At 27.3% G+C, this 12,047-nt stretch carries 13 protein-coding genes; all 13 read left to right on the plus strand.

Annotated features, from left to right (window positions below):
* Positions 1-28: 28 nt before the first annotated feature.
* The 13 genes from flgK (at position 29) to BN1711_RS04460 (ending at position 11,996) form a co-directional block, all read left to right on the plus strand.
* The gene (flgK, locus tag BN1711_RS04400; RefSeq protein ID WP_050606973.1) at positions 29-1,894 is read left to right on the plus strand and encodes a flagellar hook-associated protein FlgK; all 1,866 of its coding nucleotides are present in this window, start codon (positions 29-31) and stop codon (positions 1,892-1,894) included.
* A 30-nt stretch (positions 1,895-1,924) separates the two neighbouring features.
* Positions 1,925-3,091 (plus strand): flagellar hook-associated protein FlgL, encoded by a 1,167-nt coding sequence (gene flgL, locus BN1711_RS04405; RefSeq protein ID WP_050606974.1) that lies wholly within the window; start codon positions 1,925-1,927, stop codon positions 3,089-3,091.
* Positions 3,092-3,112: 21 nt separating this feature from the next.
* On the plus strand, positions 3,113-3,544 hold the full coding sequence (fliW, locus tag BN1711_RS04410; protein ID WP_050606975.1) for a flagellar assembly protein FliW: 432 nt from the start codon (positions 3,113-3,115) through the stop codon (positions 3,542-3,544).
* Positions 3,544-3,759: a carbon storage regulator CsrA gene (csrA, locus tag BN1711_RS04415; RefSeq protein WP_050606976.1), complete on the plus strand. Its 216-nt coding sequence runs from the start codon at positions 3,544-3,546 to the stop codon at positions 3,757-3,759. Before fliW ends, csrA begins: the two co-directional genes overlap by 1 nt.
* A 36-nt stretch (positions 3,760-3,795) precedes the next feature.
* Positions 3,796-4,167 (plus strand): flagellar protein FlaG, encoded by a 372-nt coding sequence (locus tag BN1711_RS12195; protein WP_082174054.1) that lies wholly within the window; start codon positions 3,796-3,798, stop codon positions 4,165-4,167.
* A 17-nt stretch (positions 4,168-4,184) separates the two neighbouring features.
* Complete coding sequence (locus BN1711_RS04425; protein ID WP_050606977.1) at positions 4,185-4,484, plus strand: hypothetical protein; 300 nt, start codon at positions 4,185-4,187, stop codon at positions 4,482-4,484.
* A gap of 32 nt (positions 4,485-4,516) precedes the next feature.
* Positions 4,517-4,906: a flagellar export chaperone FliS gene (gene fliS, locus BN1711_RS04430; RefSeq protein ID WP_050606978.1), complete on the plus strand. Its 390-nt coding sequence runs from the start codon at positions 4,517-4,519 to the stop codon at positions 4,904-4,906.
* 42 nt (positions 4,907-4,948) lie between these two features.
* Positions 4,949-6,547: a flagellar filament capping protein FliD gene (gene fliD, locus BN1711_RS04435; protein WP_050606979.1), complete on the plus strand. Its 1,599-nt coding sequence runs from the start codon at positions 4,949-4,951 to the stop codon at positions 6,545-6,547.
* A gap of 26 nt (positions 6,548-6,573) precedes the next feature.
* Complete coding sequence (locus BN1711_RS04440; RefSeq protein ID WP_050606980.1) at positions 6,574-6,915, plus strand: hypothetical protein; 342 nt, start codon at positions 6,574-6,576, stop codon at positions 6,913-6,915.
* 149 nt (positions 6,916-7,064) lie between these two features.
* On the plus strand, positions 7,065-7,892 hold the full coding sequence (locus BN1711_RS04445) for a flagellin N-terminal helical domain-containing protein (RefSeq protein WP_050606981.1): 828 nt from the start codon (positions 7,065-7,067) through the stop codon (positions 7,890-7,892).
* Between the two features lie 195 nt (positions 7,893-8,087).
* Positions 8,088-8,915, plus strand: coding sequence for a flagellin N-terminal helical domain-containing protein (locus BN1711_RS04450; protein WP_050606981.1), 828 nt, complete (start codon positions 8,088-8,090; stop codon positions 8,913-8,915).
* A 105-nt stretch (positions 8,916-9,020) separates the two neighbouring features.
* Positions 9,021-10,760 (plus strand): motility associated factor glycosyltransferase family protein, encoded by a 1,740-nt coding sequence (locus BN1711_RS04455; RefSeq protein WP_050606982.1) that lies wholly within the window; start codon positions 9,021-9,023, stop codon positions 10,758-10,760.
* Between the two features lie 3 nt (positions 10,761-10,763).
* The gene (locus BN1711_RS04460; protein ID WP_050606983.1) at positions 10,764-11,996 is read left to right on the plus strand and encodes a motility associated factor glycosyltransferase family protein; all 1,233 of its coding nucleotides are present in this window, start codon (positions 10,764-10,766) and stop codon (positions 11,994-11,996) included.
* Positions 11,997-12,047: the final 51 nt, after the last annotated feature.

Here is a 12,047-nt window from a genome sequence, read left to right on the forward strand (position 1 = left end):
AGAAGAAAGAGATAGGGAGTTGAGAGTAATGTCCGGATTATTCGGAACCTTAAATATAGGAAAAAGTGGACTCTTTGCACAACAAGGAGCAATAAATGTAACAGGACATAATATAGCCAATGCTAATACAGAGGGATATTCAAGACAAAGGGTAGAACTTCAAACTACAAGACCTTATTGTAAACCAAGTATGAATAGTACTGTAGGTCCTGGGCAAATTGGAACAGGAGTACAGATAGCTGCTATAAATAGGGTAAGAGATAGTTTTTTAGATTACCAAACAAGGGTAGAATATGGGGTGCAAGGTCAATTTGAAAGTAGAAATAAATTTTTATCTCAAATAGAAAATATATTAAATGAACCAACAGATGTAGGTATATCAAATCTAGTAAAACAGTTTTTTGATTCATGGCAAGATTTATCACTGCATTCAGAAACATCTAATGCTCGTTCTGTAGTGATAGAACAATCAAAAGCTTTAACAGATGAGTTAAATCATACATATAACCAATTAAACCAATTAAAAACAAATACACAAATGGAAATAAACCATACAGTATTTGAAGTAAATAGTATATTAAATCAAGTAAATCAATTAAATCAAGAAATAATACAAGTAAAAATAGCCCATCAACAACCTAATGACTTAATGGATAGACGTGATTTACTATTAGATAAGTTAAGTTCAAAGTTTGGTATAGAAATAAAAAGAGAAAATTATGAGGGAATAGATATAACAACATCTAATTCTGCTAAGAATTATCAAAAGAAAACTTCGGAGTTAGGTGGAAAAGCTCCTACATATAAGGATAAAACAGGAAAAGAACATTCATTAAATTTACTTCAAACTATAAATCCAGATGATGTATATAGATTTTCTTACATTAAAGATATAAATCCTCCAAAAGGAAAAAAAGTAGGAGAAGCAGGAGAATATACAGTAACTTATTATAAAAATGGAGATACAAACTCAGATGAAAATAAAAGAACTATTAAGGTAAAGATAAATACTGAAGATGAATATAAAAGGTTAGATGAATGTAGAGTTATATGGACAGATATGGAGGGTAGGGCGATAACAGTTAAAAACGAGGCAACAGATAACACTCTAAAAGCTAAGTTAGATAATAATAAAAGTTGTAATTTTATGGAATTAAAATTATTTGAACCACCATCTGGTGAATTTAAGGGATTAATGTCTGTACAACAAGATATAGATAAGTATGAAGATGAACTTAATAAATTAGCTAAAGCTTTAGCATTTTCAGTAAATGCTATTCATATGCAGGATGATGGAAATGGAAATGGACTTAAAGATGGTAAGGCTTTCTTTATTAATGGTAAGAAATATAAAGACAATCCTACAGCTAAGTTGACAGATGATGAAATAACAGCAGAAAATATTACCATAAATGAAGAATTATTTGAAGATCCAATGAAAATAATTACAGGAGTAAACGAAAAAACTTCTGCTGAAGGAGATGGTAAAAGAGCTTTAGCAATAGCTCAATTAAGGGATACTCTTATGGAAATACAGAGTATTGAAAATACTACAACAAGAAAATCATTTCTTAAAGGCTATTTTGAACAAAACAAAAATCTAGGAGAAATCTTCACTATTGCTAAAAATACTAATGGAAAGACTTTAGATAGTCATTTTAATGATGTAATAGGTGCACTTGGAGTAGATGAACAAGAAGCTAAAAGAGTAGTTAAAAATGAAGCCGTTGCTTTAGCAGAATTTAAGCAAGCTAGAAGTTCTGTATCTGGAGTTTCTTTGGATGAGGAATTTGCAAATATAGTTCAATATTCTCACTGCTATCAAGCTAATGCGAAAATAATAAGTACTGTAGATCAATTATTGGATGTGGTTATAAACGGACTTAAAAGATAGTTTATAAATATTTAAGAAGAGGTGAATACTTTGAGAGTTACAAATAAAATGATGTCAGATATGTTTCTAGCTGATATGAATTCAAATTTAGAGAAATTAAATATCCTAGAAAAACAAAGAGATACAGGAAAGAATTTTTCAAAACCTTCCGATGATCCTGCTAATGTTATAAGATCAATGCAGCTTCATACAGGAATAGGAGTTAACAAACAGTATAATAAAAATATAAATACTACTATAAATTGGCTAGATGTTACAGATACAGCTTTAGGTCAGTTAGGAGATCAATTAGGTAAAATACAAGAGAAGTTAGTAGCTGCGGGTAATGGATCTTATAGTGATACTGAAAGAAAAGCTATAAAAGATGAAGTAAATGAAATTATAGGAAATATGTCACAAATACTAAACACAAGTTTTGATGGAAGATATATTTTTTCAGGAACAAGGGTTACATCAAAGCCTACAGATGCAGTAAAAGATTCCAAGGGTAATACAAAGTTAGTTTATGTAGATAAATCAGGTAAAAATCCTTTTGCTGATTTTAATATTGATGAACAACAAGTTATGTGCAATTTAAGTATAACTAAAGATGCAAAAGGTAATACAAAGATAGAAGATAAGTCGGGTAAATTAAATATAACATTGAAGGGTACAGATGTAACTATAGAGGGTGTTATATCAAAAAAAACAGTTAAGATGGATTTAGAGGAAGTAACGAATTATACTTCATTAAAAGAAAAATTAAAAGCAGAAACGTCTCAAGGTGTAACTATGGATTACAATGTAAATATAACTGAGATTATGAATTTCAAAGATATTGGAGTAGATAGTAGTATTCCAGAATTGCTACAAAAGATAGTAAATCATTTAGATGGAAATAATGGGGATGGAACTGTAGGAGATAAAGAAAAAAATTATAAAGAGTTATTTAATGGCGATTTAGAGTCTATACAACAGGCTACTAATAATCTTTTAAAGGTTAGGTCAGAAGTAGGAGCTAAACAAAATAGAATGGATGCAGCACAAAAAATGAATAAGGAAACAAATTTTAATATGACAGAAATATTATCTCATACAGAAGATATAAATGTAGTTGAAAAAACTATGGAATTTGCAGTACTTCAATCTGTTTATATAGCTTCACTTCAAACTAGTGCTAAAGTTTTACAACCTACTCTTATGGATTACTTAAGGTAATATTGAATTTGGAGGAGTAATATGAAGATTAATACCAAATGCTATGATGCCTTAAATTATGAGGAAAAAGATGCTATATATTTTCAAAAAGGTATTCCCGGTTTTGAAAAACTAAAAAAATTTATAATATTTCCAGTGGAAGATAATGATATATTTAGTGTATTTCATTCTATAGAAGATGAAAATATAGGAATAATAGTAATTTCCCCTTTTCATGTAAAAAAAGATTATGAAATTAAATTAGAAGAGGATTTAATAAAAAGACTTAAAATAAAAAATGAAGAAGAAGTTTTAATTTTGAACACAGTTACATTAAGCTCAGTTGTAAATGAAATAACTGTAAATCTAAAAGCCCCTATTATAATAAATATAAAAGAAAAATTAGGGGAACAAATAATAGTAGACAATGACAATTATAAAATAAAGCATCCAATTTTTAAGGAGGAAGCTTAATGTTAGTTGTAAGCAGAAAAAAAGGAGAGTCTATTATAATAGGAGATAATATAGAGGTTACAGTGGTTAAACTAGATGATGGAACAGTAAAACTTGCTATAGATGCTCCAAGAGATATAACTATTTTAAGAAAAGAACTTTACAAGGAAGTAAAAGATGAAAATATAAAAGCTACTAAATTTGATTTATCTATTTTAAAAAGCATAAAAAAATAAGAATATAAGTGATATTATTAAAAAGGAGTGTACAACATGGAAGTAAGAATATCTAGTCAAGGAAGACAAATGAATGCTAATTTTATAGAAAATAATATCAATGATTTAATGATAAAAAAGAATGATATTCAATTTTTTAATGAAAATGCATTAAAAAGTGAGAAGATTAAAGATGAAAAAATAGATATAAAAGATTTGGAAAAAGCTGTGGATAAATTAAATAAGCTTTTAGATGAAAAACAAACCCATATAGAATATGAAGTTTACGGAAAATTCAAAGATTTAACTATAAAAATTATAAATAATAAAACAAATGAAATAATTAAAGAGATACCACCCAAAAAGATAATAGATATGGTTGATAAGCTTTGCGAAATTGCAGGGATATTAATAGACCAAAAAGCTTAATATAGGGTGGTGTGTTTATGGAATTTAGATTAAATAAAATAGACACAGATGTAAGACAGAGGATAGAAGATCAAACAAAAGAAGGAAAAGTTCATTCTAAAAAAGGTATAAGTGTTCAAAAGGATAAGAAACAAAGGCAAGGCAAAAATAATGATTTTTACAGCAAAGTGAAGAAAAATTTAAAAAATAAAAAGAACAAAATAAAGATAAATGCAGTAAAGTATTCTGCTAATAATAATATAGCAATAGAAGCTACAAAAGAAAATAAAGATGAAATTTTTATTTTAAAAGGTTCTATAATTGATACAAAAAAGTAAAAATCTTCTATTTGAAGAGGAAGGTGTATTTAATGTATTCAGCAAATGCATATAATATTTATAAAAACAATAGTGTTAATTTTGCTTCTAAAGAGCAATTACTTTTAATGCTATTAGATGGAACTGTTAAATTTTCAAAGAGGGCAAGACAAGCTATTTTAGATAAAGATATACCAAAGGCTCATGAAAATTTAGTTAAAACTCAAAATATATATTATGAACTTATGACAACGTTAGATGTTCAAAAAGGTGGGGACTGGACAAAAAGAATAATGAGTTTGTATGACTATATAGTTAGAAGACTTACAGATGCTAATTTAAAAAAAGACGTAAAAATAATGGATGAAGTAATTCCACTTATAGAAGAAATAAGAAATATGTGGAATGAAGCATATAAATTATCAAAGAGGACTCAAGATTGATTAAGTAATATAAATTTTTAATTAACATATGGAGGCATTTTTATGGGTATGATGAGAATAGGTGGACTTGCTACGGGCATGGATACTGATAAAATGGTAAAAGATATGATGAAACCATATAACATGCGCGTAGATAAGATGAAACAAGATACTACAGTAGTTAAATGGCAACAAGATGCTTATAGGGAAGTAATGGATGACATAAGTGGAATATCAAAAAAATATTTTGACGTATTAAATGGAGATAAGTATATGTTATCTTCTAATAATTTTTCTGCTTTAAAGCCTATAGGAATAGATGAGAATTCAGGTCTTAAAATAAAAGCTAATACTACAGGCATGGAGGGACATTACTCTATAAAAGTAGACAAAATAGCTACAAAAGCTAAGCTAGAGGCCACACCTACAAAAGATTTTGATCCTAATAAGGAAGTTTCTACTATTTTAACTGGAAAAGTTCAATTTACTATAAATGGTGAAAGTTTCGAGTATGATTTTTCTACTACAGATAAAGAAAAAACTATAAAAGACATTTTATCAGATATATCTGGAAGTAAGACTAAGATAGATGCAAGATATAGTGAATTAACTAAAAAAATTATTTTTTCATCTACTAAGGAAGGTAAAGATGCAGAAATAAATATTGAAGATAGTACGGATTTTTTAGGAAGGTTATTTGGAAAATCTATGGTAGGCAAGGTAAAGGGTGAAGGATCACAAGTAACAATTACATCTCCAGACGGAACTAATACAGTAACTCAAAAATCTAATAGTTTTTCTATAGATGGAGTAAGTTATGATATATCTGGTGTAAAGGAAGGAAAAACTGTTGATTTTGTACTAGAAGGAAATTCTGATGAAGCCTTTGAAAAGGTAAAAGGATTTATAGAGGATTATAATAAATTAATAGATAAAGTTCAGAAAAAACTTACAGAAAAGAAAAATAGAAGTTTTAAACCTCTAACAGAGGAACAAAAAAAAGAAATGAAAGAAAAAGATATTGAACTTTGGGAAGAAAAAGCAAAGTCTGGTCTTTTAAGAGGAGACTCAAACCTTCAAAATATGTTAACAAGTTTAAGAAGGGCTTTTTTTGACAAAGTAGAGGGAGCAGGACTTACTTTAAGAGAATTAGGATTAAATACTTCTGTTAACTACAAAGAGGGTGGAAAGATAGTATTTGATCAATCTTTGGATAAAGATGGAAATAACGGGGAGTCTAGGTTAAAAAAACTTTTAAAAGAAGACCCTAATAAAGTATTTAAAATATTTTCAAAAGAATCAACAAATTATCCAAGCTATAGTCCTGATTTAACAATATCAGAGAGACAGAAAAGAAATAGCGAAGAGGGGATTTTGCAGAGGATAAATGATATATTTCAGGATTATACAAGAACTACAAGAAGTTCTAGTGGAAGACGAGGAATTTTTGTTGAAAAAGCAGGAATTAAAGGAACAACTTCTGAAATAAATAATAGTTTATTTAAGGAGTTAGAAAAAAGGGAAAAAATGATAAAAGAGATGGAGAAAAAACTCGCAGAAAGAGAAAATAAATACTATATTCAATTCAGTAAACTTGAAAAATACATGAATAAAATGAATGCTCAATCATCTTGGCTTTCTCAACAATTTGGAGGAAAATAAAATAAATTTAGATAAGAGTGATTTTAATGAATAGATTAAGAGAATATCTAATAGAATATAAAAAATTAACTTTAAGTATTATAGAAGCTGTAGAAAAGGAAGATTATGAAGCACCAGAAATATTTTTAAATAAAAAGCAAGAAGTAATATATAGTATAAATTCTCTAGAATATACTAGAGAAGAATTTATAAAATTAAGTAAGGAATTAGAATTACCACAGTTAGAACAAAAGCTCAACAAAGTAACTGTCATGAAAAAACAAAATTTAAAACAAAAAATTAATAGAGCATTAGAAGGCAAAGAAGTAAGTAGAAACTACAACATGATACAAATTAAGGATTATAATGTTTTAAATAGAAAAATATAAATTTATAGTTTAAAAATTTATATAAGGTATAAAGGAATAAGATTATTAAACGATAAAATATATTGTAAGATTTAATTCTTATAATATATTAAATATAAAATAATGGATGAACAAGGATGTTCACCACATAAACAGGGAGGATTTTAAAAATGATAATCAATCACAATTTAAATGCTATGAATGCTCATAGACAAATGGCATTCAACACAACTAACACAGGAAAGGCTATAGAAAAATTAAGCTCAGGTTTAAGAATAAACAGAGCAGGAGACGACGCAGCAGGTTTAGCTATTTCTGAAAAAATGAGAGGACAAATCAGAGGATTAAACCAAGCTTCAAGAAATGCCCAAGATGGTATCTCATTAATTCAAACAGCTGAAGGTGCTTTAAATGAAACACATGCAATTCTTCAAAGAATGAGAGAATTAGCAGTACAAGCAGCTAACGATACTAACGTATCAACAGATAGAGCAAATCTTCAAAAAGAAGTAACACAATTACAATCAGAAATTGATAGAATTTCAGGACAAACAGAATTCAATACTAAAAAATTATTAGATGGAACAGCTAGTAAAAATGCAGTTCAATTCCAAGTAGGAGCTAATAAAGACCAATTTATAAGCGTTAAGATAGCAAAAATGGATACAGCAGCATTAAGTGTCGGTGCAACTAAAGTTAAATTATCAGGAAGTGCAAAATCATGCTCAGCTGCTATAGCTATAATTGATAAGGCTTTAAATAAAGTATCAGAAGAAAGAGCAAATATGGGAGCTGTTCAAAACAGATTAGAACATACAATAAATTCTGATAACAATGCATCAGAAAACTTACAAGCAGCAGAATCAAGAATAAGAGACGTTGATATGGCTAAAGAAATGATGAACTTCACAAGAACTAACATATTAACTCAAGCTGCTCAAGCAATGCTTGCACAAGCTAATCAAGCACCACAAGGAGTTCTTCAATTATTAAGATAATTAATTGTATTAAGATAAAAGTCGGGGTAGGGGCCTCGACTTTTCTATTTTAAATAATTATATAGGATTATTAAATAAAATTAATGTAAAAAATAATTTTAAAGGTATAAAGTGTATAAATATAATATCGATTATATAAAAGTAACCAATAAAATTGCGCATGGAAGCGTAGCATAATCAAGGAGGAGTTTAAAAATGATAATCAATCACAATTTAAATGCTATGAATGCTCATAGACAAATGGCATTCAACACAACTAACACAGGAAAGGCTATAGAAAAGTTAAGCTCAGGTTTAAGAATAAACAGAGCAGGAGACGACGCAGCAGGTTTAGCTATTTCTGAAAAAATGAGAGGACAAATCAGAGGATTAAACCAAGCTTCAAGAAATGCCCAAGATGGTATCTCATTAATTCAAACAGCTGAAGGTGCTTTAAATGAAACACATGCAATTCTTCAAAGAATGAGAGAATTAGCAGTACAAGCAGCTAACGATACTAACGTATCAACAGATAGAGCAAATCTTCAAAAAGAAGTAACACAATTACAATCAGAAATTGATAGAATTTCAGGACAAACAGAATTCAATACTAAAAAATTATTAGATGGAACAGCTAGTAAAAATGCAGTTCAATTCCAAGTAGGAGCTAATAAAGACCAATTTATAAGCGTTAAGATAGCAAAAATGGATACAGCAGCATTAAGTGTCGGTGCAACTAAAGTTAAATTATCAGGAAGTGCAAAATCATGCTCAGCTGCTATAGCTATAATTGATAAGGCTTTAAATAAAGTATCAGAAGAAAGAGCAAATATGGGAGCTGTTCAAAACAGATTAGAACATACAATAAATTCTGATAACAATGCATCAGAAAACTTACAAGCAGCAGAATCAAGAATAAGAGATGTTGATATGGCTAAAGAAATGATGAACTTCACAAGAACTAACATATTAACTCAAGCTGCACAAGCTATGCTTGCTCAAGCTAACCAAGCACCACAAGGGGTTCTTCAATTATTAAGATAATTGGAAGTTTTTGTGAAAACCGAGGAATTTTTTCCTCGGTTTTTTATTTAAGAAAAAATAATTTTATTCGATAATAATTTTATATAAAAGAGGTGAAAAATAAATATGGTAGAATATGATTTTGATATTGAGAAAAGTAAAGATGGTTTTAATATAATTAAGATATATAAGGATAATAAAAAGATATATATAGGTAGTAAATATAATATGAAGGCTAAAATAGGTGAATTTATTAATAGCTTAAATAAGGATAAAGACGAAAAAAATGTATTTTTAATATTTGGAATAGGTTCAGGAGAATGCTTAAGTGAACTTAATAAATTATATCCTAAAAGTAAAATTGTAATATTTGAACCAAATTTAAAATTAATAAATTATATAAAGCAAAATCCCATACAGTATAAGTTTTTAGAAAAAGAAAATGTATATCTTATAAATCCTAAAAGAACCAATTTAACTGAAGGGCTATTTAATATAATAAAGGAGTATGAAATTACAAAAGTTACGTATAGGTCTATTATGAATTATGATAAAATTTATAGTAATGAATTTTTAGAATTTACTAAAATAGTAAAGGAATTTTTATCAGATAATGTTATATCTAGAAATACTAATTTAAGATTTTCAGAAATTTGGTTCAAAACTTTAATTAACAACTTGAAATATATTATTGATGCAATTAATGTGGAGGAGTATAAAGATAAGTATAAGAATATCCCAGCTATTATTGTATCAGCAGGGCCATCATTATCTAAAAATATAGATGAATTAAAAAATATAAGTAAAGATATGCTTATTTTATCTGGGGGCAGAACATTAAAACCTTTATTGGAAAAAGAGATAAATCCAGATTTAATAGGTGTAGTTGATCCAGGAGAAATATCTTATAAATTAGTTAAGGGTTATATAGATAAATGTAATGTTCCGCTTTTATTTTATGAAGGAACTAATTCTAATGTAGTAAGAGATCATAATGGAAAAAAGATTATATTTGGACAAAGTGAATTAATAAATAAAATTTTAGAGACCAATACTAAAAACTTAACAGCAGGTGGGTCTATTGCTCATACATTAACTATGAATGCTATATTTTTTGGTTGCAATCCAATAATATTTATTGGACAGGATTTAGCATATACAGGAGAGAAATTTCATTCAGAAATAGCTACCAATCACTTTGCAGTAGATAAAGATAATGATATAACAGATAAAGATGGATTATATGTTGAAGATATAAATGGACAGAAAGTTAAAACTAGTGAAATTTTAGATAATTTTAGAAGAGATTTTGAAAGTATTATAAAAGCTAATAAGGAAACGGTATTTATAGATGCTACAGAAGGTGGAGCTAAAATTGAGGGTACAACTGTAATGACATTGAAGGAAGCTATAGAAAAGTATAAGTTAAATAAAACAATGAATAATATATTTAAGGAAGAGAAAATTAACAATAAGAAAAGTAAGGTTAAAGAAAATACTATAAATATGCTTGATGAATCTATAAAGGCTATTAAATTTATTAATATTAAATGTAAAGAAGCATTGAGGATATTAGATGATTTAAGAATAGATTTAATAGTTAAAGAAAGTTCTAAAGTTAACAAGAGTTTAAAAAAATTAGATAAAATAGATGAGGAAATTAAGTGTAAATACAAAAACTTAGAAATTTTAAATAATTTATTATATCCATTAACTTATAGTATATTAACTAGTTACAAAGCGGAAACAGATGAAGACATAATAAATAAAAATAAATTTTTATATAAATCAATTTTGGAAGTTATAAATTATGCTCTTAATTTTATAGAAGATGAATTATTACAAATAAAAAATATGGAGATATAATTTATGTTAAAATTAGAAAAAACAAAGAGTGAATTATATACTGTTAAATATAATAATAAATATTTACATAGTAAGTATGATCCGTTAGAAGAAAGTAAGAAATTTATAAATAAGTATAAAAATTTAATAGAAAAATCCTCTATTATTTTAATATATGGATTAGGATTAGGATATCATGTAGAACAGGTATTTAATATTAATAATAAAGTACAAATTTATGTTTTTGAAGGAAATGAAGAATTAATAAATGTATGTAAAAAAACAAATTTTAAGTTATTCTGTAATAAAAGAATAAATATAATTTCTTATAAGGAAAGGGATTTTTATAGCATATTTAGTAAAGTGATAAAAGGAGTAAAGGATATAATAGTACATAGGCCTTCTTTGCAAACTATAAAGTATAGTAATAAGGAATTGTATGCTTTAATTAATAATTATATAATATCCAAACAAGCTGTAGATAATAGTGGAATGTTGGAAGAAAATTATAAGGAAAATTTTAAACAATGTTATAGTAGTATACATAGTCTAATAAAGCAGTTTAATAAAGAAAACAAACCATATATTATAACAGCAGCAGGACCATCTTTAGATGATGAATTAGAGATATTAAAGAATAACAGAAAAAATTTTATAGTAATAACAGTAGGAACAGCGCTAAAATCATTAATGAATAATAATATAAAACCTGATATTATAGTTATAATAGATGGAAAAAAACCAGTAGCTAATCAGTTAAGTGGATTTGAAAATGAGAATATATCACTTTGTTTTTTATCTACTGCATCTAGATGGGCAGTTAAAGGATATAAAGGTCCTAAATATATATTTTTCAACGCTATGGGAGAAGATGAAATTATAATTGAAACAGGAAAGACAGTGGCGGTAGCGGCTATGAATATAGCTATAAAATGTGGAGCGAAGGAGGTAGTTTTATTAGGCCAAGATTTAGCTTATTTAAATGGTAAATCACATATAAGTGCATTTAAGGATATCTATAATTGTGAGGATAATCCAATAATAAATGAACAAAATGATGTGGTTAAAGGTGTTGATGGAAAGATGCTTAAAACTACTAAGGGGTATATTTATTTTAAAAATCAAATAGAGAATGTAATTAAAAAGAACCTCAATGTAAATTTTGTGAATTGTAGCAAAGGTGCTTTAATTAAAGGAGCAAAGAATATTGATTTTAAACAGTATTTAAGTAAGCTATTTTGCGACATAAGCATTTAAAGAATTTAAAAATATTATCGACTATTATAGTAAAATGAAAGGTTATTTTAT

The sequence above is a fragment of the Clostridium niameyense genome, from assembly GCF_001243045.1.
Taxonomy (GTDB): Bacteria; Bacillota; Clostridia; order Clostridiales; family Clostridiaceae; genus Clostridium_F; species Clostridium_F niameyense.

Bases quoted from the DNA above. Each gene is read 5' to 3' on its own strand.
- BN1711_RS04425 (WP_050606977.1), top strand. From the start codon at position 4,185: ATGGAATTTAGATTAAATAAAATAGACACAGATGTAAGACAGAGGATA.
- flgK (WP_050606973.1), top strand. From the start codon at position 29: ATGTCCGGATTATTCGGAACCTTAAATATAGGAAAAAGTGGACTCTTT.
- BN1711_RS04460 (WP_050606983.1), top strand. From the start codon at position 10,764: ATGTTAAAATTAGAAAAAACAAAGAGTGAATTATATACTGTTAAATAT.
- BN1711_RS12195 (WP_082174054.1), top strand. From the start codon at position 3,796: ATGGAAGTAAGAATATCTAGTCAAGGAAGACAAATGAATGCTAATTTT.
- fliD (WP_050606979.1), top strand. From the start codon at position 4,949: ATGGGTATGATGAGAATAGGTGGACTTGCTACGGGCATGGATACTGAT.
- fliW (WP_050606975.1), top strand. From the start codon at position 3,113: ATGAAGATTAATACCAAATGCTATGATGCCTTAAATTATGAGGAAAAA.
- BN1711_RS04450 (WP_050606981.1), top strand. From the start codon at position 8,088: ATGATAATCAATCACAATTTAAATGCTATGAATGCTCATAGACAAATG.
- BN1711_RS04440 (WP_050606980.1), top strand. From the start codon at position 6,574: ATGAATAGATTAAGAGAATATCTAATAGAATATAAAAAATTAACTTTA.
- csrA (WP_050606976.1), top strand. From the start codon at position 3,544: ATGTTAGTTGTAAGCAGAAAAAAAGGAGAGTCTATTATAATAGGAGAT.
- BN1711_RS04455 (WP_050606982.1), top strand. From the start codon at position 9,021: ATGGTAGAATATGATTTTGATATTGAGAAAAGTAAAGATGGTTTTAAT.
- BN1711_RS04445 (WP_050606981.1), top strand. From the start codon at position 7,065: ATGATAATCAATCACAATTTAAATGCTATGAATGCTCATAGACAAATG.
- fliS (WP_050606978.1), top strand. From the start codon at position 4,517: ATGTATTCAGCAAATGCATATAATATTTATAAAAACAATAGTGTTAAT.